Origin of the sequence: Castellaniella sp., from assembly GCF_049671645.1 — a bacterium.
Lineage (GTDB): Bacteria > Pseudomonadota > Gammaproteobacteria > Burkholderiales > Burkholderiaceae_B > Castellaniella.
Genome location: NZ_JBATVG010000024.1, coordinates 158,596 through 184,845, shown reverse-complemented (window position 1 = coordinate 184,845; position 26,250 = coordinate 158,596). Strand labels below are relative to the sequence as shown.

At 64.7% G+C, this 26,250-nt stretch carries 24 protein-coding genes, 2 tRNA genes and 1 pseudogene; 12 read left to right on the top strand and 15 right to left on the bottom strand.

Translation table 11 applies throughout. The features are described 5' to 3' along the window. The first annotated feature begins 8 nt into the window (after positions 1-8). Positions 9-1,115 carry a tRNA 2-thiouridine(34) synthase MnmA gene (gene mnmA / locus WBG56_RS13415; RefSeq protein WP_424269214.1) on the top strand — a complete coding sequence of 369 codons (1,107 nt, stop codon included), beginning with the start codon at positions 9-11 and terminating at the stop codon, positions 1,113-1,115. Positions 1,116-1,191: 76 nt separating this feature from the next. Here mnmA and WBG56_RS13410 read toward each other — a convergent pair whose 3' ends face one another. After that, positions 1,192-1,803, bottom strand: a complete 612-nt coding sequence (locus WBG56_RS13410; protein ID WP_424269130.1) for a glutathione S-transferase — start codon at positions 1,801-1,803, stop codon at positions 1,192-1,194. Positions 1,804-2,090: 287 nt separating this feature from the next. Between WBG56_RS13410 and purB the strand changes: the two genes are divergently transcribed. From purB to WBG56_RS13395, 3 genes are all read left to right on the top strand, one after another. After that, positions 2,091-3,467: an adenylosuccinate lyase gene (purB, locus tag WBG56_RS13405; RefSeq protein WP_424269128.1), complete on the top strand. Its 1,377-nt coding sequence runs from the start codon at positions 2,091-2,093 to the stop codon at positions 3,465-3,467. A gap of 122 nt (positions 3,468-3,589) precedes the next feature. Next, a tRNA-Lys gene (locus WBG56_RS13400) sits at positions 3,590-3,665 on the top strand. Between the two features lie 241 nt (positions 3,666-3,906). Beyond that, the gene (locus WBG56_RS13395) at positions 3,907-5,196 is read left to right on the top strand and encodes a serine hydrolase domain-containing protein (RefSeq protein ID WP_424269212.1); all 1,290 of its coding nucleotides are present in this window, start codon (positions 3,907-3,909) and stop codon (positions 5,194-5,196) included. 26 nt (positions 5,197-5,222) lie between these two features. On the opposite strand, the gene WBG56_RS13390 is transcribed toward WBG56_RS13395, so the two are convergent. Then, positions 5,223-6,038 (bottom strand): IclR family transcriptional regulator, encoded by an 816-nt coding sequence (locus WBG56_RS13390; RefSeq protein ID WP_424269126.1) that lies wholly within the window; start codon positions 6,036-6,038, stop codon positions 5,223-5,225. Between the two features lie 323 nt (positions 6,039-6,361). Between WBG56_RS13390 and WBG56_RS13385 the strand changes: the two genes are divergently transcribed. Beyond that, positions 6,362-7,492, top strand: coding sequence for a zinc-dependent alcohol dehydrogenase family protein (locus tag WBG56_RS13385; protein ID WP_424269124.1), 1,131 nt, complete (start codon positions 6,362-6,364; stop codon positions 7,490-7,492). 98 nt (positions 7,493-7,590) lie between these two features. After that, positions 7,591-9,045, top strand: coding sequence for an NAD-dependent succinate-semialdehyde dehydrogenase (locus tag WBG56_RS13380; protein ID WP_424269122.1), 1,455 nt, complete (start codon positions 7,591-7,593; stop codon positions 9,043-9,045). Positions 9,046-9,197: 152 nt separating this feature from the next. Here WBG56_RS13380 and WBG56_RS13375 read toward each other — a convergent pair whose 3' ends face one another. The 9 genes from WBG56_RS13375 to WBG56_RS13335 all read right to left on the bottom strand — a co-directional run bounded on the left by WBG56_RS13375 (position 9,198) and on the right by WBG56_RS13335 (position 17,779). Beyond that, positions 9,198-10,742 (bottom strand): amidase, encoded by a 1,545-nt coding sequence (locus tag WBG56_RS13375; protein ID WP_424269120.1) that lies wholly within the window; start codon positions 10,740-10,742, stop codon positions 9,198-9,200. Positions 10,743-10,755: 13 nt separating this feature from the next. Further along, entirely contained in the window at positions 10,756-11,463 is a 708-nt protein-coding gene (locus WBG56_RS13370) for a DUF1989 domain-containing protein (protein WP_424269118.1), read from the bottom strand. 24 nt (positions 11,464-11,487) lie between these two features. Beyond that, complete coding sequence (locus WBG56_RS13365) at positions 11,488-12,270, bottom strand: amino acid ABC transporter ATP-binding protein (RefSeq protein WP_424269116.1); 783 nt, start codon at positions 12,268-12,270, stop codon at positions 11,488-11,490. A gap of 13 nt (positions 12,271-12,283) precedes the next feature. Next, a complete protein-coding gene (locus WBG56_RS13360) occupies positions 12,284-12,928 on the bottom strand; it encodes an amino acid ABC transporter permease (protein WP_424269114.1) in 645 nt (214 codons plus the stop codon). Continuing rightward, complete coding sequence (locus WBG56_RS13355; RefSeq protein WP_424269112.1) at positions 12,925-13,572, bottom strand: amino acid ABC transporter permease; 648 nt, start codon at positions 13,570-13,572, stop codon at positions 12,925-12,927. The genes WBG56_RS13360 and WBG56_RS13355 overlap by 4 nt, the downstream gene beginning before the upstream one ends. A gap of 20 nt (positions 13,573-13,592) precedes the next feature. Then, entirely contained in the window at positions 13,593-14,441 is an 849-nt protein-coding gene (locus WBG56_RS13350; protein ID WP_424269110.1) for a transporter substrate-binding domain-containing protein, read from the bottom strand. 242 nt (positions 14,442-14,683) lie between these two features. After that, on the bottom strand, positions 14,684-15,709 hold the full coding sequence (locus WBG56_RS13345) for a LacI family DNA-binding transcriptional regulator (protein WP_424269108.1): 1,026 nt from the start codon (positions 15,707-15,709) through the stop codon (positions 14,684-14,686). 155 nt (positions 15,710-15,864) lie between these two features. Continuing rightward, complete coding sequence (locus tag WBG56_RS13340; protein WP_424269106.1) at positions 15,865-16,431, bottom strand: anti-virulence regulator CigR family protein; 567 nt, start codon at positions 16,429-16,431, stop codon at positions 15,865-15,867. Between the two features lie 49 nt (positions 16,432-16,480). Further along, a complete protein-coding gene (locus tag WBG56_RS13335; protein ID WP_424269104.1) occupies positions 16,481-17,779 on the bottom strand; it encodes an MFS transporter in 1,299 nt (432 codons plus the stop codon). A 72-nt stretch (positions 17,780-17,851) separates the two neighbouring features. On the opposite strand from WBG56_RS13335, the gene WBG56_RS13330 reads away from it, so the two are divergent. The 5 genes and pseudogenes from WBG56_RS13330 (at position 17,852) to WBG56_RS13310 (ending at position 22,146) form a co-directional block, all read left to right on the top strand. Then, entirely contained in the window at positions 17,852-18,475 is a 624-nt protein-coding gene (locus WBG56_RS13330; RefSeq protein WP_424269102.1) for a TetR/AcrR family transcriptional regulator, read from the top strand. Positions 18,476-18,551: 76 nt separating this feature from the next. Then, positions 18,552-18,908 (top strand): annotated as a pseudogene (arsC, locus tag WBG56_RS13325) (arsenate reductase (glutaredoxin)); the annotation flags it as partial. Between the two features lie 69 nt (positions 18,909-18,977). Continuing rightward, the gene (locus WBG56_RS13320; protein WP_424269100.1) at positions 18,978-19,358 is read left to right on the top strand and encodes a VOC family protein; all 381 of its coding nucleotides are present in this window, start codon (positions 18,978-18,980) and stop codon (positions 19,356-19,358) included. Positions 19,359-19,567: 209 nt separating this feature from the next. After that, a complete protein-coding gene (locus tag WBG56_RS13315; protein ID WP_424269098.1) occupies positions 19,568-20,221 on the top strand; it encodes a transglutaminase-like cysteine peptidase in 654 nt (217 codons plus the stop codon). A 20-nt stretch (positions 20,222-20,241) separates the two neighbouring features. Further along, positions 20,242-22,146, top strand: a complete 1,905-nt coding sequence (locus tag WBG56_RS13310) for a LapD/MoxY N-terminal periplasmic domain-containing protein (protein ID WP_424269096.1) — start codon at positions 20,242-20,244, stop codon at positions 22,144-22,146. On the opposite strand, the gene WBG56_RS13305 is transcribed toward WBG56_RS13310, so the two are convergent. After that, entirely contained in the window at positions 22,143-23,387 is a 1,245-nt protein-coding gene (locus tag WBG56_RS13305) for a YncE family protein (RefSeq protein WP_424269094.1), read from the bottom strand. The two genes, WBG56_RS13310 and WBG56_RS13305, sit on opposite strands and share 4 nt — an antisense overlap. 23 nt (positions 23,388-23,410) lie before the next feature. Continuing rightward, positions 23,411-24,346 carry a creatininase family protein gene (locus tag WBG56_RS13300; RefSeq protein ID WP_424269092.1) on the bottom strand — a complete coding sequence of 312 codons (936 nt, stop codon included), beginning with the start codon at positions 24,344-24,346 and terminating at the stop codon, positions 23,411-23,413. Positions 24,347-24,487: 141 nt separating this feature from the next. Here WBG56_RS13300 and WBG56_RS13295 point away from each other — a divergent pair. Next, positions 24,488-24,562: transfer RNA gene (locus WBG56_RS13295), tRNA-Arg, on the top strand. Positions 24,563-24,590: 28 nt separating this feature from the next. On the opposite strand, the gene WBG56_RS13290 is transcribed toward WBG56_RS13295, so the two are convergent. After that, a complete protein-coding gene (locus tag WBG56_RS13290) occupies positions 24,591-25,100 on the bottom strand; it encodes an aminoacyl-tRNA deacylase (RefSeq protein ID WP_424269090.1) in 510 nt (169 codons plus the stop codon). Positions 25,101-25,130: 30 nt separating this feature from the next. Next, positions 25,131-26,036 carry a site-specific tyrosine recombinase XerD gene (gene xerD / locus WBG56_RS13285; RefSeq protein ID WP_424269088.1) on the bottom strand — a complete coding sequence of 302 codons (906 nt, stop codon included), beginning with the start codon at positions 26,034-26,036 and terminating at the stop codon, positions 25,131-25,133. Positions 26,037-26,250 lie beyond the last annotated feature (214 nt).

Genomic DNA, 26,250 nt, shown 5'->3' with positions numbered 1-26,250 from the left:
CAGGCGCCATGCCCGCGCCTGGGGCGCGGATCGTCGTGGGGATGTCGGGCGGGGTGGATTCCTCCGTCACGGCCTGGCTGCTGAAGCAGCAGGGCTATCAGGTCATCGGCCTGTTCATGAAGAACTGGGAGGACGACGATGACAGCGAATACTGTTCGTCGCGCCAGGACTGGCTGGATGCGGCCAGCGTGGCCGACGTGGTCGGGGTCGATATCGAGGCCGTCAATTTCGCCGCCGAATACAAGGATCGGGTCTTCGCCGAATTCCTGCGGGAATATTCCGCCGGCCGCACGCCCAATCCCGACGTGCTGTGCAATGCGGAAATCAAATTCAAGGCCTTCCTGGATCATGCCATGGGCCTGGGGGCCGACTATATCGCCACCGGTCATTACGCCCGGGTGCGACGCGTGCAAACGGCGGATGGCTTGCGCACCCAGTTGCTGAAGGCCGTCGACGCCAGCAAGGACCAAAGCTATTTCCTGCACCGGCTGAATCAGGCGCAACTGGCCCGCACGGTCTTTCCCCTGGGGGAAATCCGCAAGACGGAGGTCCGTCGCATCGCCCGCGAGATCGGCCTGCCCAATGCGGCCAAAAAGGATTCCACCGGCATCTGCTTCATCGGCGAACGGCCTTTTCGGGAATTCCTGAACCGGTACCTGCCCACCCGGCCGGGCCCCATGCAGACCCCGGAAGGCCGGGTGCTGGGGCAGCACCAGGGGTTGGCCTTCTACACGCTGGGCCAGCGCAAGGGCCTGGGCATCGGCGGGGTGCGGGGCGCCCAGCGCGACGACGGCACGGCCGACGCCTGGTATGTGGCGCGCAAGGATCTGGCCGGCAATGTCCTGTACGTCGTGCAGGGCCATGATCATCCCTGGCTGTTGACGCCGACGCTGACCGCCCAGGACGCCAGTTGGGTGGCGGGCGAACCTCCCGCGCCCGGCGCGTATGGGGCCAAGACCCGCTATCGCCAGACCGATGCGGCGTGCTCGCTGGCGGTGCGCGATGCCCGGGCTTTCGAGCTGTCGTTCGGGGAAAACCAGTGGGCGGTCACTCCGGGGCAGTCGGCGGTGCTGTATGACGGCGACGTCTGCCTGGGCGGCGGCGTGATCGCTTAGCGTCCGATCGGCGTGCGCGGCTTGGAAAAGCATCAGGCCCCTTGCGGGGCCTGATGCTTTTCTGCGTCGGGCGGAATCAGGCGGCAGGGGGCCGCGTCGACACGAAGGAGGGCCGGGCGTCCAGTTTCTCGGCCAGCCGGGCCAGGTTGGCGTGGCGGGCCCGCCAGTTCAGGTTGGGGTTGCGGAAGTCCAGGTAGCCCAGGGCCGCGCCCACGGCGATGTCCGCCAGGCACAGGTTGACCCCTGTGCAATAGGGTTGTTCGCCCAGCAGGCTGTTCATGTAGTCCAGCGCCGCGTAGATCTTGCCTTGCTGGCGCTCCACCCAGGCGGTGCTTTGCTGCTCTTGCGGGCGGCGGCTTTCCATGATCATGCTGCTCGCGGCGTCCATGATGCCGTCGGCCGTGGCTTCCCAGCGTTTGACGGCGACCCGTTCGCGGCCCGGAGGCGGAATCAGGCGCCCGACCGGCGAGAGCGTGTCCAGGTATTCGACGATCACGCGCGAATCGAACAGGGCTTCGTTCTCGTCCAGGATCAGACAGGGGACTTTGCCCAGGGGGTTAAAGTCGGTGGTCTGCGTGTTGGCCGACCAGGGGTCGTCCAAAACCAGTTCGTAGTCGAGTTTTTTCTCTGCCAGCACGATCCGGACTTTGCGGACGTAGGGGCTGGTCAGGGAACCGATCAATCTCATGGCAAACCGGGGGTAGTCTAAGGCTCAAAAAGTATATCAGGGCTGGGCCCTTGATCCGGCGGCGAGGTCCGTCGGAGCCCGTTTTTGGGCGGATTGGGCCGGCAGGTGTGGTATATCCGCCCAAAGCCTTGACACCGAGGGCGAATGTTAGAATCGCAGCTTGGGATCCTCTGGACAAGTCGGGCGATAAGCGTGCGCTGCGGCTTGTCCAGAGAATCCCCTGACCCGTCAGCCAGGCTGCCGGCTTTCCTCCAGGCCGCTGGCCGGCCCATCATTCATTGTTCAACATGCAGATCGATTCCACCCTGAGCGCCTTGAATGCGCTGTCGCCCCTGGACGGGCGCTATGCGGCAAAAGCCGATTCCCTGCGACCCTTTCTGTCGGAAGCCGGTTTCATGGCGCATCGCGTCGAGGTCGAAATCGCCTGGCTGATCGGCCTGTCGGATGCCGGTCTGCCGGAATTGTCCGCGTTTTCCCCGGCTGCGCGGGCGCGGCTGCAGGCGCTGGTGCGGGATTTTTCCGAAAGCGATGCCGCTCGCATCAAGGCCATCGAACGCACCACCAATCACGACGTCAAGGCGGTGGAATACTGGCTGAAGGAACAGGTGGCCGATGATGCGGAACTGTCGCAGGCCGCTGAATTCATCCACTTTTCCTGCACCTCGGAAGACATCAACAACACCTCGCACGCCCTGATGCTGGGCCGGGCGCGCTCACAGGCGGTCGTGCCGGCGCTGGAATCCGTGACGGCGCGTTTGCGCGAATTGGCGCGTCAGCATGCGGACCAGCCCCTGTTGTCGCGCACGCACGGCCAGCCGGCGACTCCCAGCACCATGGGCAAGGAATTCGCCAACGTGGTCGCCCGCCTGGATCGCGCCCTGGACGCCATCCGCGCCGTGCAGCCCCTGGCGAAGATGAACGGCGCCACCGGCAACTACAACGCCCACCTGGCCGCGTATCCGGACGTCGACTGGCCCGCTTTCGCCGGCGGGGTGCTGGGCGGTCTGGGCCTGACCCAGAATCCGTACTCGATCCAGATCGAACCGCACGACTGGATGGCCGCGCTGTTCGACGCCATCGCCCGCGCCAATACCATCCTGCTGGACCTGAACCGGGATATCTGGGGCTATGTGTCGCTGGGCTATTTCAAGCAGCGCCTGAAGGACGGCGAGGTGGGCTCATCCACCATGCCGCACAAGGTCAACCCCATCGACTTCGAGAATTCCGAAGGCAACCTGGGTCTGGCCAACGCCATGCTGCGCCATCTGTCGGAAAAACTGCCGGTATCGCGCTGGCAGCGCGACCTGACGGATTCCACGGTGCTGCGCAATCTGGGCGTCGCCCTGGGCTATAGCCTGGTGGCCTACGATGCCTGCCTGCGCGGTCTGGGCAAGCTGGAACTGAACGCCGCCGCCATCGATGCCGACATCGACGCCTGCTGGGAAATCCTGGCCGAACCGGTGCAGACCGTGATGCGCCGCTACGGCCTGCCGCAGCCTTATGAACAGCTCAAGGCCCTGACGCGCGGCAAGGGCATCACCCAGGACGCCCTGCGCGAATTCATCACCGGCCTGGATCTGCCTGCGGAGCCCAAGGCCCGCCTGCTGGCCATGACGCCGCGCAATTACATCGGGCTGGCCGCCCGGCTGGCCCAGGCGATCTGATGGCGCGCTACGGCATCCTGTCTGTTTGATGGGGATGCCGCCATGGATCGCGCGCTGCGCCCCGCGATTTTGCGCCGTGCCGGAAATGGGTGTATAGTTTCGTTCTTCGCAAAACTTGCGAAGGGCTGTTAGCTCAGTTGGTAGAGCAGCGGACTCTTAATCCGTCGGTCGAGTGTTCGAGTCACTCACAGCCCACCAGAAATACCAAGGACCTGGATGAAAATCCAGGTCCTTTCTTTTTGCCCGCGATCCCGGGCCCGCCTGCAGGGGCCGGCCCGGATGGTTGGATGAAAGGGCCGGATGCCATAATGGGAAGTCGCCGGTATGTCCGGTGAACCGGTTGCTTCACCTGAGTGCGCAAAAAATGATCAGACGCTGTCCTTCATTTTGGCGTGTTGCCTGCATGATCGTCGTTCAGGCATGCCTCCTGCCGCTTGCGATGGCGGCGCCCGCCGTGCACGCGTCGGGCCCGGGGGCTTCCGCCGTGCCGGATGCGGCCGCCAGCGACCCGGCGGCGCTGGGCTGGATGGTCGGTTCGCCGCCTCCTGAAGACAGGATCGTGCGTTTCGAGGACGGCAGCTACTTCCAGTTCCCCGCTTTGCGCTGGAGCGTGTCGAATTTTCGGCAACTGATGCCCACGATCAACGTCTCGCGCGGCTTGGGCGCGCCGGTGGCGCTGCCTCGCGCGGCGCAAGCCGGCATCGATGCGGTACGCTTCGTGCCGATCGGCGCCACCCGGTCCATGACGTGGAAAGACTCTCTCGCGGCGAATTACACCGACGGCATCATCGTCCTGCACCGCGGGCGTATTGTGTACGAGCGCTATTTCGGCGTGTTCAAGGATGACGGCCAGCACGCCGCCATGTCCGTGACCAAGTCGGTCATTGGCACGCTGGGCGCCATGCTGGTGGCCGAGGGCCGGCTCGATGCCGCGAAGCCGATTGCCTACTACGTGCCGGAACTCGCCCGGTCGGCGTTCGGCGACGCCACTGTGCGCCAGGTGCTCGACATGACGACGGGGCTTGATTACAGCGAGGATTACTCGGACCCGGATGCCGAAGTGTGGGCGCACGCCCTGGCCGGCAGCCCGTTGCCGAAACCGGCAGGCTATGCCGGCCCGCGCAGCTACTACGAGTTCCTGCAGACCGTGCGGCCAAGGGGGCGGCACGGCGATGGCTTTGGCTACAAGACCGTCAATACCGATGTGCTGGGCTGGGTGATGGCCCGGGTGACCGGCCGCAACGTCGCCGAGTTGCTGTCCGAGCGTATCTGGAGCCGCCTCGGGGCCGAGCAGGATGCCTATATGACGGTCGATTCGATCGGCACGCCGTTTGCCGGCGGCGGCTTGAATACGGGGCTGCGCGATCTGGCGCGCTTCGGGGAGATGATGCGCAACGAGGGACGGTTCAACGGCCAGCAGATCGTGCCCAGGGCGGTGGTTGACGACATCCGCCGGGGCGGCGACAGGCAGGCGTTTGCCCGGGGCGGGTATCCGTTGCTGCAGGGCTGGAGTTACCGCGACATGTGGTGGGTGACGCACAATGACAGCGGCGCTTTCATGGCGCGCGGCGTGCATGGGCAAAGAATATATATCAACCCGGGCGCGGAGGTCGTGATCGTGCGCTATGCGTCGAATCCGGTTGCGGGCAATGCCGCGAACGATCCGGTGACCATACCCGCCTTCGAGGCGGTGTCCCGATATCTCAGCCGTTCAGCCGGCCGGAACTGAGCGATGCCATTCCGGCCGGCGCCTGTTCAGGCGCGGGTTGCCCGGTTGTGCCAGGCATTCTGACTATTCATCAGCCCCCCCAGCCTTTCCGACAGGCGGTCTGCAAGTCGGCGCATTGCCTGGCCGGCCCCTTCTTCCAGTTTTCCGTCGACTTCGTTGGCGAGAATGCTGACCGCCACCCCTGCCACGGCTTCCGGGTTGTGGGAGTCGAAGACCGGCGCGCCAAAACAGTACATGCCCTCGCGAACGCCTTCGCGGTCGATGGAATAGCCGCGTTGGCGCACTGCGTGCAGTTCCTGCAGGAGCTCTTCCAGATTGCGCAGCCCCTTGACCGTCAGCGGGGCGGGCCATTCGCCCGACGAGCGATCGAACAGCTTGCGCACGCCTTGATCGGGCAGGGTGCTCAGCATGGCGAGCCCGGTGGCCGTATAGACGGCCGGGATTCTCATCCCGGTGCGGAACGTGTAGCCCAACGGCCGGCTGCCGTTGCGGCAGGCAATGTAGGCCACTTCCCGGCCGTCTCTGACCGACAGGGTGATGGTTTCCTCGGGTAGTACCCGCATCTCGTCCCAGGAAGCGAAAAATTCCTGCGTGATGTCGATGTGGGCCAGGAACGCATTGGCCCACATCATCACGTGCGGCCCCAGTGTGACTTGACCGCTTTCCAGCCGCGTCAGCAGATTCAGCTGTTCCAGTGTGGCGCAAAGTCCGTGCAGGCTGCTCTTGGGCAGTTGCAGCGCGTGGGTCAGATCGGCCAGGGATTGGGGCGATCCGGTTCGGGCGATGAGATCCAGGATGGCCGTGGCGCGGCCTACAGCGGGAGCGGCGAGTTTCTCAGCCATGAAGTTGCGTCCTTGTGCTCTGTGCAAACGAGGGGGTCGGGCCGTATTTGATCTGTTGCCGTCCCTACCGACAAGTCTTGGAAATGAGGGATTTCCCTGAGATTTAGCGTGTTGACGCCCAGAATGCGGATCGATAAGATGTACTTCGTTCGATGTAATCTACAGCGTTCATTATATCGAATTTCCAAAAAAGAGAGAAATCTCTCTTCATCCGCCAGGAGACGACATGCCAAGTACCTGCAGAGGGTTGTTTGCCGCACTGGCGGCGACGGCGCTGGTCTTCGCGGGCGGCGTTCAGGCTCAGACCAAGTCGAATATGCATCATGAAAATGCGCGCCGCCGTTCTGCGTGAGATGGGGCTTCCGGCCCCCTATGCTCAAAGTCGACCCTTGCAGGTATCCGAAGTGGAACTGGATCCGCCCGGATTCGGCGAGGTGCTGGTGAAGGTCAAGGTGGCCGGCCTTTGCCACTCGGACCTGTCGGTCATCAACGGCGACCGCCCGCGCGGGCTGCCCATGGTGTTGGGGCATGAGTCTTCCGGGGAGGTGGTCGAGGTCGGCGCAGGGGTGGACGACCTGCGGCCCGGCGATCATGTGGTCACGGTCTTCGTGCCCAGCTGCGGGTGCTGCGAGCCCTGCATGTCCGGCCGCCCGGCTTTGTGCGAGCCCGGGGCGAAGGCCAATACGCAGGGGGTTCTGCTCGGCGGAGAGCGGCGCCTTCATGCCGGCAAGGAGGCCTTGAACCATCATTTGGGGGTGTCCTGCTTTGCCGATTATGCCGTTATTTCCCGCCGGTCCCTGGTGAAGGTCCACCGTGATCTTTCTCATCGGGAGGCGGCCTTGTTCGGCTGCGCCGTCTTGACGGGCGCGGGCGCGGTCATCAATCGCGCGCAGATCAGGGCGGGCGATTCCATGGCCATCATCGGGCTGGGGGGCGTCGGCCTGAGCGGCCTGCTGGCCGCAGTGGCGGCCGGCGCGCGCCGGGTGGTCGCGGTCGAGCTGGACGAGGACAAGCTGAAGCTGGCCAAGACCCTGGGGGCCACGCACGCGGTCAACCCCAAGAACATCCAGTCGGATGCCGAACTGCTGGAGGCGGCTGGCGGGCCGGTCGACTGCGGTTACGATACCGCTGGTGGTGTGCGGCCCTTTGAAACCGCCTATAAACTGACCCGGCGCGGCGGCATGACCATTACGTCGGGCCTGCCGCATCCGAAATCGGCATTTGCCCTGCCGCTGTCTCAGATGGTCGGCGAGGAGCGCGACATCCGCGGCAGTTATCTGGGTTCGGGCGTGCCTTCGGTGGATATCGCCCGTTATATTGATTTGTACAAGGCAGGCAGATTGCCTGTCGATAAACTGTTGGGTGAGGCTTTCACCCTGGACCGGGTCAACGAGGGCTTTGACCACCTGGCTTCCGGTTCCGGGTTGCGCGATTGCATCGTGCTGGATCAGTGAGAGGCAAGTCCGCGGGCTCTGCCCAGAGGTTCATAATCGGAAGCGAGGCCGTCCAGGCGGAGGGTAAGCGGATGACTGGTATTCAACGAGGTGATGAGATGCTGCAACTGAGTGATCCCGAACTGCTGCGACAGCAGTGCTACATCAATGGTCGCTGGTGTGATGCGCCGGATGGCCGGACGGAGCCGGTCCATAATCCGGCGACGGGCGAGACGCTCGGGGCCGTGCCTGTCATGGGTGCTGCCCAGACCCGGGAGGCCATCGAGGCCGCACAGGCTGCCTGGCCCGCTTGGCGGGCGTTGCCTGCGGCGCGCCGTGCCGGAATTCTGCGGGCCTGGTATCAACTGATGATCGACAATACGGAAGATCTGGCCCGTTTGATGACCGCCGAGCAGGGCAAGCCGCTGGCCGAGTCGCGCGGAGAAGTCGCCTATGGGGCTGGCTATTTCGAGTGGTATGCCGAGGAGGGCAAGCGGGCCTATGGGGAAGTGATTCCGGGGCCGGCCGGCGATCGGCGGATTGTGGTGGTGCGGGAGCCCATTGGCGTATGCGCCGCGATCACGCCGTGGAATTTTCCGTCGTCCATGATTACCCGCAAGGCTGCCGCCGCCTTGGCCGCCGGGTGCCCCATCGTCGTCAAGCCGGCGCCGGAAACCCCGTTTTCCGCTTTGGCGCTGGCGGTCCTGGCGGAAAAGGCGGGTGTGCCGGCCGGGGTGTTTTCGGTCATTACCGGCGATGCCGAGGCGATTGGCGGCGAGATGACCGGCAATCCCATCGTGCGCAAATTGAGCTTTACCGGCTCGACCGAGGTCGGGCGTCTGTTGTATGCCCAGTGCGCGCCGACGATCAAGAAACTGTCCCTGGAACTGGGCGGGAATGCGCCCTTCATTGTGTTCGACGACGCTGATCTGGACGCTGCCGTCGAAGGCGCGATGGTGTGCAAGTACCGCAATACCGGACAGACCTGCGTCTGCGCGAATCGCATTTATGTGCAGGATGGTGTTTACGACGAGTTCGCCCGCCGCTTGGCGGTGGCGGTCGCCAAGCTGAAGGTGGGCAATGGCATGGATGAGGGCGTCGATCAAGGTCCTCTGATCGACGAGGCGGCCCTGGCCAAGGTCACTGCGCATGTAGAGGATGCCGTCAGCAAGGGCGCCCGTGTCCTGGCCGGAGGCAAGCCGCATGCGCTGGGGGGCACTTATTTCGAGCCCACCATCCTGGCGGATGTGAGCGCCGGCATGAAGTGCGCGAAGGAAGAAACTTTCGGGCCGGTGGCGCCGCTGTTCCGCTTCAAGGACGACGCCGAGGCTGTCCAGCTGGCCAATGCCACCGAGTATGGTCTGGCGGCCTATTTCTACAGCCGCGATATCGGCCGCATCTGGCGGGTTTCCGAGGCCTTGGAATATGGCATGGTGGGGGTCAACGTGGGTGTGATCTCCAATCCCGCCGCGCCATTCGGCGGGGTCAAGCAGTCCGGGCTGGGGCGTGAAGGGTCGGCCCACGGGCTGGACGACTATCTGGTCATGAAGTATTTGTGCATGGGCGGGGTCTGATCCGCCTGCAACCCCCCCGGGCATCCAGCAAAAAGGCCGGTTTTTGAAACCGGCCTTTTTGCATCTGGCGATCGCATGGACATCTGATGGGCGTCCGCGGCCGGCATATTTCCGGGAGTATGCCGGGCTGGTCGTACTGATGATCGGCCCGATCAGGTTTCCAGCAACCGGCCCAGCGCGAACAGATATTCTTCCCCCAACGGTTGACCAAGCAATTGCACGCCTAGCGGCATGCGCAGCGCGTCCGTTCCGGCGGGCGCCGCCAGTACGGGCACCCCGAGGTAGTTCGCGCCTCGGGTCCAGTACGCCACCTGGGAGACAATGAGATCCTGCGTGGGCGCAATGGTATCGCTGACCAGGGGGGCGATGCCGGGGGCTGCGGGCAGCAGACAGGCATCGGCCCCCGACAGGGTTTCGGAAACGAAACGGCGCAACAGCCGTGCGCGCAGGCGCAGGGCGTCATAGTAGTCGGCTGCGCCCAGGAACAGTCCTTGTGAAATACGGCGTCGCACCTGGCCTCCATAGGACTCGGGGTGTTGGTGGAGGGTGGCGCGATGCAAGGCGGCCGATTCCGTTCCCATGAGGATCGAGCAGAGCGTGCCTAGCAGCGCCATGTCGGGTAGATCGGTGGCAATGCAAGTGACGCCCCGGTCTTTGAGCTGATCGGCGGTATGCCGCAGGGCGCGTCGCATATCCGCGGATACTGGCGCATCCTCGGGCAGCTGCGGGACGGCTACGGTCAGGGATCTGGCGGATAGTGTCTGCCATTGCCCGGTCGGCGCCGGCCAGGCCAGGCACTGAGGGTCGAGCGGGTCGGGGCCGGCCATGGCCGTGAAGGCCGCTGCGCAGAGCTCCACCGAGCGCGCCAGCGGCCCGATGCAATCCAGGGAAGGCGCCAGCGGCATTGCTCCGGCGCGGCTGATGCGGTATTGGGTGGGCTTTAGGCCGAAGACACCGCAAAAGGCTGCTGGCAGGCGAATGGAGCCGCCGGTGTCCGAGCCGATTGCCAGCGGGACGTGGCCCGCGCCCACTGCCATGCCGCAACCGCTCGAGCTGCCGCCGGAGACGCGGTCGGTGTCATGCGGGTTGCGCCCCGGGCCCAGGTGGTCGTTCAGGCCGGTCGGCGACAAGGCGAATTCCGCCATGTGCAGCATGCCCAGGGGGATGGCGCCCGAGGCGCGCAGTCGCGCTATGACGGTTGCGTCGGCCCGGGCGCGAGGCGCTTCCCGACGCAGGATCGAACCCCATTGCGCGGCATGCTCGGTTCGGTCGAACATATCCTTGATCCCGGTCACCACACCCTGCAAAGCGCCGTGCGCTGCGCGTGTCGCAGCGTCATCCTGCGCGTGCGCAATGCGCAGCGCGGATTGCGCATCGACATGACGCCAGGCGAGTGAGCCGAGCGGGCTGGAGGCGATTGCGTCCAGGGCTGCCTGGACGGCCTGCACGCTGGAGCGTGCGGGCGCGGCGCCTGATGGTGCGGCGCCCCCGCCGCCGGACAGGGGCGGGGCGGCGAGCAACTGCAGCGTGCTGGCGAAATCAGTGTCGAAATCCGATATCCTCAGGTCGATGGCGGATTCAACCAGCGTTTCCGACAATATCCGGGCGGCGGCGGATGCTGTGGCGAGGTCCTTTTCGGGTATCCCTCGCCCGGCATCCGCCGTCCGCTGGGACGCGGACTGGGTACGTGGCAGCATGATGGACTGCGCCTCAGGTTTTCCGGACTCTGAAATGGACGTCCATGGGCGTCATGCTGTTGACGGCGACAAGGTCCTGGGGGCACGCGGACATCACGACCACGCAATCCATGACGGCCTTGAATTCCACGTAGTCGCCCGCTTTGGAAAGGGTGGGTTCGAAGGTGACCGCCTTGTTGTTGGCAATCGGGATATTCATCCATAGATTCAGCGGCTGCGGAATTTCGCGTGTGCGAAGGCCGATGGCCAGCAGCGCCTGGCGCAGGTTGTCAGTGCAATTATCGTGATAGCCGTCGACGCCGAGCTTCTTGTAGCGCTCTTCGTTGCAGGCGGCGATGAGCGTGTCGTGGATGCCGGGCGAGGTATCGGCGCTGAATTCCAGGATGGGGCGCCGGCGAGTGGTGAGCAGCGCATCGCCTTGCTCCGGATTCACCCGGGAAATCTCCCCGCGGGTATGCTCGATGGAGAAATATTCGCTCAGATCGTCCAGCTTGAACACCCACATGTCGCAGACCTGAGTCCCATGCGTATTGATGATGCGGATGGTTTCTCCGGCCATGACCTTGACGGCCCGGCCGTGGCGCGCGGGCACCACATACTGTTTGTCGTGTTCGGGACGCCCTCCGGCCGCAATGGGCGACTTGATGGTGTCGTTGAACGTATCCGGCGTGCCATTGTCGCGTTCGCAGCAGCGAGGCAGGTACTGAGTGCTTTCGTTCATGGCTTTTCCTTTGAGTAGAACGGGTTAATGAGCAAGCGCGCCGCGGTGCAGCGGCGCCAGGAACTGTTGCAGGCGTGCGGAGCCGGGATTGCTCAGCATGTCGGGAGTGCCGGCTTCCACGATGCGGCCCGCCTCCATGAAAACAATCTTGGTGGAGACCTCTTGCGCGAATTTCATTTCGTGGGTCACCATGACCATCGTCATCCCTTCCTTCACGAGCTCGCTGACGACATTGAGCACCTCGCCAACCAGCTCGGGGTCCAGCGCCGACGTAGGTTCGTCGAGCAGCATGACTTCGGGTTCGATGGAAAGCGCCCGGGCGATTCCGACGCGCTGTTGTTGTCCTCCGCTCAGCTTCTCGGGGTAGCTCGATGCCTTGTTTTCGAGGCCGACGCGGGTGAGCGCGCGCTGCGCGGCTTGTCGCGCAGTGTGGCGATCCATCTTGCGTGCCAGGATCAGGGGCGCCATGATGTTTTCCAGCGCCGTCATGTGCGGCCACAAGTTGAATTGCTGGAACACCATGGCGGTAGGCTGCCGTCTTTGGGCGATCGTCTTGGGCTTCTGCCGGATGCGCACACCGCCCGGGGCGGTGTCGTACCCGATTTCCTGGCCCTTGATCCTGATGCTCCCTTCGTCATGGGTTTCGAGGAAATTGATGCAGCGCAGGGCCGTCGTCTTGCCGGAGCCGGAGGGGCCGATCAACGTGACGACCTCCGAGGCTTTGACCTGTAGGTCGAAATTGGATAACGCCTGGTGCGGGCCGTAGAATTTCCCGACGCCGGACATCTGGATGATCAGTTCGGACACTTTGCACTCCTTGTCAGCGGCTGAAGGATTTCTCGATCTGGCGACCGAGTATCGAGGTGAGATAGGTCAAAGCCCAGTATGTCAGGGCCAACAACAGGTATGGCTCCACGAAGCTGTATGTTTCCGCCACGATCTTGCCGGCCGTCAGCGTCAGTTCGGGCACCGTGATGATGGACGCCAGGGACGATTCCTTGATGAGGACGATCGACTGGTTCACCAGCAGCGGGATGGCGTAGCGTACGGCCTGTGGCATCTCGATCTTCAGGAACACGGCCAGTGGCGGGATGCCGCAGGCGATGGCGGCTTCGGCGTGGCCCTTGGGGATGCTGTTCCAGCTGGCGCGGAAGATCTCGGCAAAGTAGGCGCTGCCGTAGATCGCCAGCGTTGCGACGGCGGCTTGCATGGCGCTCGGTGTCACCCCGATGGCCGGCAGGCCGTAGTACGCGATGAACAGCTGTGCCAGAAAGGGCGTCCCCCGGATGACCCAGATATAGGTTTCATAGAGGATGCCGAGCTGTTTCGGAAACCTGCGGTATGCGGCGTGGATGGAGAAACCGAGCAGGGCGCCCAGAGCGATGGAAGAGAGACTGATGCCGATCGTATACAGCACGCCCCGGCCGAAGGCGGGCAGACTGCCGATAATCAGGTCGAAGTTCATGACTTTGTCCTCCATCGGGCTTCGATGTAGCGGCCGACGAGTTGGACGATCGAAATCAGGACCAGATAGACGAGGGCCACGGTGATGAAGACTTCCAGGGGCCGGTAGTTTGAAGCGACGATCTGGCGCCCGACCCGCAACAGGTCAGTGACCGTGATCACGGATACGATGGCCGAGGCTTTGATGATGTCGGCGGTCTCGGACACGAGCTGTGGCACGGTGAGACGCAGCACTTGCGGTATCTGGATGTGCCACAGCGTTTTCCAGCGCGGGATGCCGACGCTGTCGGCCGCCTCGACCTGCCCCTTGGGGATGCCTTGGAATCCGGCGCGCAGGATTTCGGATTGGTAGGCGCCCGAGTTCAATCCCAGCGCGATCACGGCAGCCACATAGGGATTGAGTTCGACGCCTAGCGCGATGGGAATGTAGAACAGCATCAGGAGCTGGACCAGCAGCGGGGTACCCCGGAAGAATCCAAGATAGATATTGCTGAATGCGATGGCTCCGCTGGCGCCCGTGTTCCGGAGACTGTGGAGAGCGACCCCGGCGATGAAGCCGAGCAGGATCGCCCCCATGCATATGATCAGCGTGACACTGGCCCCGGCCAGCATCGGCGCGATATAGTCGTTCAGCCTTGAGAGCATGGTTTCTCCGGTTTCCCTGTCTAGTCGATTTCGAGGGGTTCAGGGACGTGGGTCGGCACGGGCATTTCGAACCCGAACCACTTCATCTGCAGCTCTTTCATCTTGCCGCTGGTATTGGCCAGGGCGATCCGCTCGTTGAAGAAGTCGACCAGCGGCTTGCTATCCGCGTCCTTGCGGCCAACCCATGAGAAGTAGGCTTTCGGTCCGACAGTGGGCGTCATGATGACGAAGGTGTCCGGCCGTTCCTTGACCACGCCGGCCAGGCTGGACATGGATTGGGCGACGGCGGCTGTCCGCCCTGCGGCAAGGTCCGCGTAGGCTTCATCGAAAGCGGCGTATTCCTTGATTTCCTTCACCCCGGGCTTGCCCTCGCTGATCTGCTTTTCGTTGTATTTCTGCAGGGCTCGCAGTTGCGACGACCCGACCTGGGAGCCCACGACCTGGCCATTGATGTCCTCGGGTTTGACGAGTGTGTTGTCGGACGCCCGTTTCAGCAGGGCCACGGTGCCGTCCCCGATGGGGTAGGTCAGGGCGAAATTGTCGTAGCGTTCGCGAGTGATGCCGACGACCGTGACGACAAAGTCGAATTTCTTCACGGCCAGTCCGGGCAGAACGCTTGCCCAGGGCACGTCGATCTGCGTCAGCTTGACGCCCGGCAGGCCTTCCATGACGAAATCCAGCAGATCCTTGTCGTATCCGACGATCTTGCCGTTCTCGATGTATTCATAGGGTTTGTATGCCGCTTCCGTTGCGATGACGATCTCTTTTTTCTCCTTGATCTGGGTGAGCAGATCCTTGGCGGCAGCAGTGAGCGATGAGGCGCAAAGGGCGGCGCCCAGTACAGCCGCGAAGAGTATGTTGCGTTTCATGGATTCCTCCGGACAGAGTGGGTTGAGAAGGCCGGCTTGTGTTGAAGCTTTCTAACCCTAACGTTTGGGTTTTGGGAAACGCAAAAAACAGACAGTGGCGTGTGTGGGGTCTGGTCAGTGCGGTGTGAAAATTCTATAGACCGTGGAGCGCGACAACAATCCCGTATTTACCCTAACGTTTGGGTTTCGATCTCGACATCATCAAGCCGGCCGGTCCGCCAAGCGTGTTTGAAGCAGGGAGGTCAAGTCCGGAGCTGGCTGCTGGCGCGAACGATCAGCGTGGGTTCCAGGAGTTCCGGTTCGGGCTGCGCGCCGTCGAGTTTCTGCAGCAGCAGCTCCAGGCTGCGATAACCCATCTCCCGCATGGGCGAACGCACGGAGCTCAGGCTGATGGGCAATTCCGCCGCAAGCGGAGTGTCGTTGAAACCGATCACGGCAACGTCTTTTCCGGCGCGCATGCCGTGATCGCGCAGCGCACCCATCAATCCGATGGCGAGGAAATCGTTCACCGCGAAGATGGCGGTCGGTTTGCGTGACGAGGCCAACAGCGTATCCCCCGCCCGCCGTCCGCTTTGAGTGTCGAAGTGGCTGTGGACGATCCATTGGGCGGGTATGGAAATCCCGTGGGCCGCGCAGCAGGCGAGAAAGCCGGCCGTCCGGTCCACGCCCGTCGATGCGAAGGGTTCGCCCGCCAGGACCGCGATGTCCCTGTGACCCTGTCCGAGCAGGTGTTCCGCAGCGATCCAGCCGCCCTTGGGGTCGTCACATGTCACCGAGCAATGTCCGGGCGCCCGCCGGCTGACCAGCACCAGCGGGATGTCGCGTGCTGCGAGCTCGTTGATGAATGTCTGGGTGTCCGTACGGGCATCACCGACGATCAAGCCCTCGACATTGCGGGCCAGCGCCGTTTCGCCCAACTGCATCTGGCGCTGCGGGTCGTCGAGCGTACTGCTCACGAAGGTGAAGTAGCGGTGATTCATGGCCGCTTCGTCGATTCCTTCGTAGATGGTGGCGACGACCAGATCCGACAGCCGCGGCAAGAGTACGCCGATGGTTCGTGTCTTGCGGGTCCTCAATCCGGTCGCCTGGGGATTGGGGCGGTAATTCAGGCTTTGCGCGAGTTCGCGGATGCGCTGGATCATCTCGGGGGAGGCGGCGCTGCGCGCCTCGGTCTGGGTGCCGTTCAGCACGCGAGATACCGTCGAGACGTGCACGTCAAGCGCTGCCGCCAGGGATCGGAGCGTTACGCGTTGTCGAGGTATTGTCATTTGCTAGATTGCTGAGTGCCGGTTGGCCATGGCAGGCCATGGTGTGAGGCCATGATCTTACTATCCCTGGACTGTTGGGCGGGTGAGGCCCGGGCGGGCGCCGGGCGGCGTGTCGGCCATCCAGCGGCTGGCCGTAGGCGTGCCGATCAGCGGACTCAGTCGAATACGTCGTATAGGATGTCCGCCACTACGGCGGTCCCGATGGCGATCAGAATCAGGTCGGTTCCGGCCACGCGCCACTCGTAACCGTCATGTCTGGGCAGGCGGCCCAGCAGCGGCCCCGGCACGAGTTTCTTGGCGATGCCCGGAGGCAGGGGCTTGCCTCTTGCGAGGTTCTTGCGGATGCCGGGCGGCAGCGACGCATACCCGCCTGCGCCATAATCGGTCGCGTATCGGCGGGCCAGGGACGCCGTGATTCCCGCATAGATGAGGCCGGTGTAGGCATCGCCGCCGCGCAGGCGCCCGTGATCGTCCCGCTGATCGTCGAAGTAATTGCGATTCCGGCCGTGCGAATCGTAGGAGGCCCGCCGGTCGTCGTGTCCGGTCTTGTCCGGGTTTCCTTTGCCCGATTTGCCGCCTGGGTTGCCTTGGCCTTTGTTTCCCTTGCCGTGGGGGTTGCCGCCGTGGCCTTGCCCCTTGCCCTCGGGCGGGGCGGCCCGGGCTCCGGATGTCAGCGCGATGCTCGCGGCCAGCGTGGCGGCCAGTAGGGTTCGTCTTTGCATTCCGGAGGCCCTCCGTCGGGTGGATGCAAAAAAGTATAGGGCATCCTGTTCAAGCCATCGCCAGTTCTCCCGTCGCAGGCCGCCGCTTGATCATCAGCGCGATGACGGCGGCGAGGATGCCGGTGGCGCCCGAGAGCACGAAGGCCATCAGGTAGCTGCCGGACACCTCGCGCACGAAACCGCCCATCCAGGCCGCTGTGGCGGCGCCGATCTGGTGGCCTGCGACGATCCAGCCGAATACGACCGGCGCATCCCGGTCGCCGAAGATGTCGGTGGCCAGGCGCAGCGTGGGCGGCACCGTGGCGATCCAGTCCAGGCCGTAGAACACGGCGAAGATCGACAGGCTGTAGAGCGAGAAGTCGGTATAGGGCAGCAGCATCAGCGAGATGCCGCGCAGGCCGTAGTAGACGAAGAGCAGCTTGCGCGGGTCGTAGCGGTCGGTCAGCCAGCCCGAGGCCGTGGTGCCGACGAGATCGAACACGCCCATCAGCGCGAGCAGGCCCGCAGCCTGGACCGGGGCGATGCCGTGGTCGCCGCACATGGCGATGAGGTGGGTGCCCACCAATCCGTTGGTGGTGAAGCCGCAGACCCAGAAGGTGGCGAACAGGAACCAGAAGGCGCGGGTGCGGCTGGCGCGCCTGAGCGCGCCGAAGGTGGCGGCGATCAGGCCGGTGCGCGGCGCGGCGGGCGCGGGCGGATCGGCCGGGTCGCTGCCGTAGGGCAGCAGGCCCACGTCGGCCGGCAGGCCGGGCACCAGCAGCCAGACCAGCGGCACCATCACCACGATGGCGATGGCGACGGCCCAGACCGCCCGTGTCCAGTCGCCGGACGAAGCCAGCCCGGCCAGCAGGGGCAGGAAGATCAGGTTGCCGGTGGCGGTGCTGGCGGTGAGGATCCCCATGGCCAGGCCTCGGTGTTTGACGAACCAGCGATTGGCGATGGTGGCGCCCAGCACCGTGGCCACGGCGCCCGAGCCGATCCCCGAAAAAATGCCCCATAAGGCGATCAGGTGCCAGGTCTGGGTCATGTAGGCGCTGGCGGCGGAGGACGCCGCCATGACGATCAGCGCCCCCAGCAGCACGCGGCGCAGGCCGAAATGGTCCATGGCGGCGGCGGCGAAGGGCCCCACCATGCCGTAGAAGAAAATGCCGATGGCAGCCGCCAGCGAGATGGTCGCGCGGCTCCAGCCGAAGGATTGCTGCAGGGGGTCCAGAAGCACGCTGGGCGTGGCGCGCAGCCCGGCCGAGAACAGCAGGCAGAAGAAGATGACGCCGACCACGACGAAGGCGTAGCGCTGGCCCAGGCGGGAAACCAGGGAGGTGTTCACGGGACGTGCGGAGGAGGGCATGGTATGTTACTGACCGGTACGTTCTGGGTGATCTATAATACGTACTGGTCAGTAACATCGTCAAGCGCAATCATGAAAAAAACGTCGCAAACCGGACTACGACCCGATAGCCGAAAGCGCGCGCCGAAGGCGGGGTTGCCGCGCGCGGCCGACCGCATCCGCAGCAGCGCGCGCGATCTGTTCTATCATCAGGGCATTCGGGCGGTGGGGGTGGACGCCATCGTGGCCGAGGCGGGCGTGACCAAGCCCAGCCTCTACCGCAGTTTCGCCTCGAAGGACGAGTTGGCCGCCGCCTATTTGCGGGATTATGAGCTTGAATTCTGGCGCCGCTTCGACGCGGCAGCCGAGGCCCACCCCGGGGATCCGCGCGCGCAGATTCTGGCCTATTTCACCGGGCTGGCGCAACGGTCCGGCCAGCCGGGATACCGGGGCTGCGGCCTGACCAACGCCTGCATTGAATACCCCGATCCAGACCATCCGGCCCGCCAGGTGTCGGTGGTCAACAAGCAGGCGGTTCGCAGGCGCCTGGTCGACCTGGCGCGCCGGATGGGCGCGCGCGACCCCGAAGCGCTGGGTGATGGCCTGCAGTTGCTGCTGGAAGGCGCTTATGTATCCAGCCAGATATTCGGCGCGGACGGCCCGGTGCGGCACTTGGCGGATGCCGCGACGCATCTGATCGATGCCAGCCTGAAGTAGACCCCGGATCGGCGATGGGTCCGGCGTCGTCCGCCGGCGTTCGCCGACGTTTCAATCTTGCATCAAGAGGCATTGCATGAATTCGATCACCATCTACCACAACCCCGCCTGCGGCACGTCGCGCAAGGTGCTGGACCTGATTCGGCAAAGCGGCGAAGAGCCCGCTGTCATCGAATATCTGAAGACGCCGCCGGATCGCGAGACCTTGCGGCGCCTGATCGCTGCGATGGGGGTGTCCGCGCGCGACGTGTTGCGGCAGAAGGGCTCTCCGTACGAGGAACTGGGGCTGTCGGACCCGAAATGGACCGATGAGCAACTGATCGATTTCATGCTCCAGCACCCGATCCTCATCAATCGCCCCATCGTCGTCACCCCGATGGGCGCTCGCCTGTGCCGGCCTTCCGAGACGGTCCTGGACCTTCTGCCCCGGCCTTAGCGCGGACCCGGCCATGTCGGCGATCCCTCGGCGGGCGGCGCCGACCAGACACGAAAAGGAGTCAACATGATCGATCATCTCGACCACCTGGTCCTGACCACGGCCAACGAGCAGGCCTGCGTGGATTTCTACGTCGGGCTGCTGGGGATGACGCTGGAAACCTTCGGACAGGGCCGCAAGGCCTTCAAGTTCGGAGCGCAGAAGATCAACCTGCACGTCAAGGGTCGCGAATTCGAGCCCAAGGCGCACCTGCCGGTGCCTGGGGCGCTGGACCTGTGTTTCATCGCCTCCGGGCCGCTGGATGCCGTCATTGCGAGCTTGCAGGCCAAGGGCGCCGACATCATCGAAGGTCCGGTGCGCCGCACAGGCGCGAATTTCCCGATCCGGTCCATCTATCTACGCGACCCCGACTTGAATCTGATCGAGATCTCCGAACGCTGCGCATGATGCGGCCCGGTGCCGGCGGGTGCCCGCCCGTTCATCGGCAGGGAGCGCATGGACTCCAGCCTGTCTTTCCCGCCAATAGGCGTTCCCGGTCCGGGCCGTTACTATCGTCTTTTCCGAAGAACCAGCGTCGTTTTCCCGGTCCTCTTCCTGTAGGTCAGGTTTTGTATCAAAATTCATGAATGCATGATCGTCGGCAGGCTTCTGCCAGGATGAGGGGCCTGCTGCAGGGGCTGACTGTCCTGGTCTGGGGACTGGCTCTGGCCTGGGGGTCGGCGCCAGCCCTGACGTTCGACCCGTCGCACCTGGCGGCCTATGCCCGCCAGCACTATGGCGCCAAGGCCGAGCGGGCGGTGAATGCCTGGCAAGCCATGCTGAGCCAGGCGGCGGGCGGCGACGAGCAGGAAAAATTGCGGCAGACCAATGCGTTCTGGAATCAAGCCCTGATCGGCGGGGAAGACATCACCATCTGGGGCAAGACCGACTACTGGGCCACGCCGTTGGAATCCTTGGCGAAGGGGGCGGGGGACTGTGAAGATTATGTCATTGGCAAATATTTTTCTCTGTTGCGCCTGGGGGTGCCGCCCGAGAAATTGCGCCTGGTCTACGTGCGGGCCCAGATCGGCAGCCAGAGCATCGCGCATATGGTGCTGGGCTACTATCCCACGCCGCAGGCCGAACCCCTGGTGCTCGACAGCCTGATCGACCGTATCCAGCCCGCGCATTTACGCCCGGATCTGACGCCCGTGTTCAGCTTCAATGCCGAGGGGGTCTATGTGCCGGGCGGCGGCCGGCGGTCGGTTGACCAGATCGGGCGCTGGCGCGACCTGCTCGGCAAGATGCGGGCCGAAGGCTTTCAACCCTGATTCCGTAGAAAAGGAATGTCATGTCCTTGTTAAGACAATTGCTGTTGAGTGTGACGCTTGCGATCCTGGTGATCCTGGTCGGGGCGACGATATTCAGCATCGGCTCGGCCCGCCAGTACCTGGACGCCCAGCTGCAGGCGCAAAGCGATTCCACGGCCACGTCCCTGGCGCTCACCTTGTCGCAGCCGTCCAACCAGGACCCCACCGTGCGGGAATTGCTGATTTCCGTGCTGTTCGACAGCGGCCAGTTCCGGGTGGTGGAATTCCTGGATCCGACCGGGCGGATCCTGATCCGGCGGGAGATCGGCGACGGGCAGGACGAACGCGTGCAGGCGCCGGACTGGTTCAGCCATCTGCTGCCGCTGCAGCGCCACGAGGCCCAGCGCCAGGTGACGAACGGCTGGTCGCAGCTGGGCGTGGTGCGCCTGCAGGCCAACGACGCCTATGCGCGCGACGCCCTGTGGACCAGCACGGAGCGCATCGTGGCCCTGACCGTGGGGGCGGGGATCCTGTGGGGCCTGTTCATCTGGCTGCTGATGCGCTGGTTGCGCCGCGCCCTGCATGACGACGTCATGACGCGGGTGCGCGCCTTGGCCGAAGGAGACGGCACGGCGGATCTGCCGCCGGTGCGCCACCCCGGCATCGTCGAGCTCCAGGAAGTCTCGCAGGCCATCGTGCGCACGCATGAGCAGGTCCGGGCGACCGTCACCGAGCGCGAGGCCCGGATCGAGTCCCTGCAATTGGAGTTGAACCAGGACTCGGTGACCGGGTTGGCCAACCGCAAGTATTTCATCAATGAACTGCGGCGCCTGCTGGAGCAGCCCGCCAGCCAGAACGGCAGCAGCGGCCATGTCATGCTGTTTCGCCAGTGCGATCTGCAGGCCGTGAACCAATCCATGAGCCGCGTGGTGGTGGATCAGTGGCTGCGCAACGTCGGGCATCTGGTGCTGGAATTGCTGCATGTCCGGATCGGGCCCCAGGCCTGGCTGGCGCGGCTCAATGGCTCGGACTTCGCCTTTGTCCTGCCGATGATGCCCGGGCCGGTAGCGGTCCGGGTAGCCAAGGCGGTGGCCGACATCCTGCAGGCGCAGCGCATCCAGCTGGGCCAGGCGGGCTTGTGCCGCTGGCGCATGGTCCTGACGGACTACGAGCCCGGCGAGGATCTTTCCGACGTGCTGGTCCGTCTGGACGAAGCGCTGATGCGCGCGGAAAGCGCCGGCAGCAACGAGGTCGAATACCTGCCCGATCAGGACATGCACAAGGACGCCGCCGGCCGGGTCGGGGGCGAGCAGGCCTGGCGCAGCCTGCTGCGCAATGCGCTGGACGAAGGCTGGTTTTCCCTGGCGCTGCAGCGCGACGAGTCCTCCGTGACCGGGACGGATTGCATGATGGGGACCTTGCTGCTGCAGGAACCCGGCGCTTCGGAGCCGCTGTCGGGGTATCTGTTCATGCCGCCCGCCGTGCGCCTGGGCCTGTCGGCCGCCTGCGATGCGCAGGCCGTCAATCTGGGCTTGAACTGGCTGGCGACGCACCCCGGCGATCTGACGCTGCGCATGTCCCTGGCTTCCATCTTGCAGGATGATTTCCGGGCCGAGATCGCCGCCCGCCTGACGGGGCGGCCGGACCAGGCGGCCAGCTTGCTGGTCGAACTGGATTCCTATGGCCTGGTCTCGTATCGGGGGCAGATCATGAAGTTCGCCGAGATGCTGCGGGAACATGGCGTGCGGCTGGGGCTGCGGCGCTTTGCCGAGCAACCCGACGCCCTGCTGTATCTGCACGAACTGCGGCCGGATTACGTGCGGGTGTCGGGGGCCTTGATCGCCGCGCAGGCGGATAGTCCGGGTGCGCGGTGCCTGCTGGTGGCGGTTCAGGCAACCGCCCAGGAAATCGGCGTGAAAGTCGACCTGGGCGCGGCGCTCAGCTAGCGCAGATTGCCCGTGTGGCCCAGAGAATAGCGGCCCGGCTGCGGCCAGACGGTCAGGCCATGGGGTTCCTGGCCGACCTTGATCTGCCGGACGGCTCCGGTCTTGGTGTCGATGCGGTAGACCACGTCGTCGAACCGGCCCGACAGCCACAGCCACTTGCCGTCGGCGCTGACGTTGCCCATGTCGGGGCTGCCGCCGCCGGGGATCGGCCAGTCCGCCACGATTTTTCCGGTGGCGAAGTCCAGGACGGCGACGCTGCCCTTGCCCTTGGGCTTGCCGTGGATCTGGTGGGTGCCCCGGCTGGTGATGTACAGGGATTTGCCGTCCCGGCTGGGATACAGGCCATGGGTGCCCAGCCCGACCGGGATGAAGCCGATCTGCTTGAAGACGTCCCCGTCGACGACGAAGACGCCATCGGCCATCATGTCGGCGATGTAGAAACGCTTGCCGTCCGGCGAGATACGCACGTCTTGCGGCATGCCTTTTTTAGGCATCTTCATTTTCTTGGCGGATTTTCCCTCCGCCCGCATGGCGTCCTGCGCATGCGTCATCGGCAAGGGCAGCGGCAGGTAGCCCAGCACCGTGTGATTCACCATGTCGATCTTGGCCACGCTGCCGTCGAATTCGCAGGTGAACAGCGCATAGCGCCCGTCGATGGAAAAATCCGCGTGGTTCAGGCCGCCGCACTGCGGCACGTCGATGGAATACTGCATCGCCATGGTGTGCGGATCGCGGAAATCCAGGCGCTTGCGGGCTTCGGCCACGACGATGGCCGACTTGCCGTCCGGGGTGAAGTACATGTTGTAGGGGTCGTCGACGGGCACCGATTTCCCCGGTTTTCCGGTCAGCGGGTCGATGGGCGTCAGACTGCCGTCATGGGTGCGTTCCGCATTGTTGGCCACCCACAGGGTGCGCAGGTCCCACGACGGCACGACGTGCTGCGGGCTTTTGCCGACCTTGAAGGTATCCACCACTTTCAGCGTATCCGGATCGATGACCGAGACGTCATTGGATCGCAGGTTGGGCACGTAGACGCGCGGCAGGTCCTTCCGGACGGCGGGGCTCAGGTGGCCGGCGCCGATTTCGCTGTAGACATTGCGCGGGTCGACCACGGGCGGCATGCCGGGAACGGTCTGGATGGCTGTCGGCGCGGCCGCCGTCGGGCCGGCCGCCTGGACGGCGGGGATGCCGACGGACAGCGCCGCAGCGGTCGACCAGGCCGCGTACAGGCCGAATGACATTTTCGATACCACGATGAAACTCCCTATTTGTGTGCAGAGGGACCTTGGGAAGAAGCGTGCTGGGCGAGCTGCTTGCGGATGGCGGCCACGGATGTGTCCACGATCAGGCGCGTGCCGATCCGGCCCAGTTCGGCGCTGGCCCGGGTCGGGTCGCCGTGCACGCCGTCGCGCGGCGTCCAGCGGCCGCCTTGGGGCAGCAGGGATGAGCGGACCTGCGAGGGGTCCAGCGCCAGCGATAGAGACGTGTCGGCCAGCCCCGCGTGGGTGCCGATTTCCGCGGTCGAATAGCCGCGTTTTTTCAGGGCATCGACATAGGCAGTCTGGGTGATCCGGTAATAGTCGAGCAGGGCGTGGGCGCGGCAGCCGGGATCTTTGGCCCATTCGCGGTTCAACTGCGCGGCCGCCTTTTCCAGATTGCGTTGGTAGCCGCCGTGATCGCCCAGGAAGAACACGTCGCGAAACCCGTGCTGCTTGAAGCTGCGGGCGGCGGCTTCCAGCACGGCTTCGAAGACCGGCTCGGGCACCGAGATCGTTCCGGCGAAGCGCATGTGCGCGGCCGGCGGAGTGATGGATCCTTCCGGAACGTAGGCGATCGTGGGAGCGACGATCGTGTTGCCCAGCGCTTGCGCGATGCGCCCCGCCAGGATGCGGGCGCGGGCGTTGTGCTTGCCCAGCGCGATGTTCGGGCCGCTTTGTTCCGTGCCGCCGACGGGAATCAGGATGGTGGTGGCGCCGGCTGCGATGCGGTCCCGCAGTTCGGGCGAAGTCAGGTCTTCCAGGTAGACGCTGGCTGACTGGGCGTAGGATGCCGGACTGTGCCACGCGCCCGCCAGGGCCAGGCAGCCGGCCAGCAGGATGCGCCGGAAACCCGATGAAGACCGACGGCCGCGCGTCCGGATGGGCGGCCGGGTAGCGGCGGTCGGGGCGGCGCCGTGTTGCGATACATACTGACGGATCATCAAAACCGCCTGAATCAGACAAAAACCGGGCGCCGCGTCGGTGTGGCCGGGAAGCGTGTTTTATACTACTTGTTTGCGTCGCTGTGTGCGCTTGTGCACTGCCGGCGCCCCGGCTGTTGCGTTCGCACACTGCCCGCCCTCGTCTCCTTAGTTAAATGGATATAACTTTCCCCTCCTAAGGGAAGATTGCAGGTTCGATTCCTGCAGGAGACGCCAGTTTCCATCGCCGCCGCGTGGCGGTGGCTCACCCTGCGGGGTCCGCGCCGTCTCCCAGGGCCACTTCCACCGGCTTTGCGCCCAACGCCCCCGTCAGCACAGCGGACGCCACGCTGATCAGGTAGCCGCGCCGCCCGCCGTTCAGGTAGACGGTGTCGTAGTCCAGCAGCGTCTTTTCCACCCAGACCGGCATGCGCTTGCGGGTGGCGAATGGCGAGGTGCCGCCCACCTGGTAGCCGGAATTGCGCTGCGCCGTGTCGGGCGTGCAGGGGGCGATCTTCTTGGCGCCGGTCTGCCGGGCCAGATTCTTGGTCGAGACTTCGCAATCCCCGTGCATCAGCACCACCAGCGGGTGGCCGTGTTCGTCTTCCATGATCAGGGTCTTGGCGACCTGGTGCAGCGGCACGCCCAGTTGCTGCGCGGCTTCGCGGGCGCCGCCATGATCGACATAGTCGTAGGGGTGTTCGCCGAACGTGATCTTTTGTTGCCGCAGCCAATGCGTGGCCGGGGTCTCGGAGGTGTGCTTGGTCTTGGACATAGGGGAAGGCCTGATCGGTGGGACGGGCCGTCACGCCCGGGGGTGGTGCTGGGCGTGCAGGGCCTTGAGCCGTTCGCGGGCGACGTGGGTGTAGATCTGAGTGGTGGAGATATCGGCGTGGCCCAGCAGCATTTGCACGACGCGCAGGTCGGCGCCATGGTTCAGCAGATGGGTGGCGAAGGCGTGGCGCAGCACGTGCGGCGACAGGGGGACCCGGATGTCGGCCTGTTGCGCATATTTGCGGATCAGCAGCCAGAATGCCTGGCGCGTCATGGCCGCGCCGCGCGTGGTGGCGAACAGGGCGTCGCAGGCGCGGGCGCCCAGAATCGCCGGCCGGCTTTCGCGCAAGTGGCGTTCGATCCAGTACAGCGCCTCGTCGCCCAGCGGCACCAGGCGGTCCTTGGCGCCCTTGCCCATGACCACGCGCACCACGCCGTCGCTCAGGCTGGTGTCGTGCACATTCAGATGCACCAGTTCGCTGACGCGCAGCCCCGTCGCATACAGGGTTTCCAGCATGGCGCGGTCGCGCAGGCCCAGGGTCGTCTCCGTATCCGGGGCCTGCAGCAGATCATCCACCTGGGCTTCGGACAGGGTCTTGGGAAAGCGGGCGGGCTGACGGGCGCTGTGCAGGCCCAGGCAGGGGTCTTCGTGGCAGAGATTGCGCCGCAGGGCCCACAGGTAGAAGCGCCTCAGCGCCGCCAGGCGGCGATTGGCCGTGCTGGCCTTGGTCTGCTGGTATTGGGCGGCCAGCCATGCCTGGATGTCTTCCTGGCGGGCGGATTCGGGCGGGCGCCCCTGGGCGCCCAGCAGCCAGCGGGCGAAGGCGCTCAGGTCACGCCGATAGGCCGCCAACGTATTGTCGGCCAGACCGTCTTCCAGCCACAGGGCATCCAGAAAGGCATCGATGGTGGGGAAAGGCGAAGGCTGGGTGGCCATATCCAGAGCAGTTCGGTCGCGGGACACCGGCGGCCATGGGGCAACGGCCGCCTGGAGCAATAGGCTCCATTCTACTCGCCGCGCGGCGGGCGTCCGGCGACTGCGGCTGCGAGGCGAGACTGGCGGCGGGCCCGTCAAATCCACCGTCCGCATAGCAATAGCGGAATATACCTATATATATTACGATAGCGGATATCCATTCTCTATGACTGAA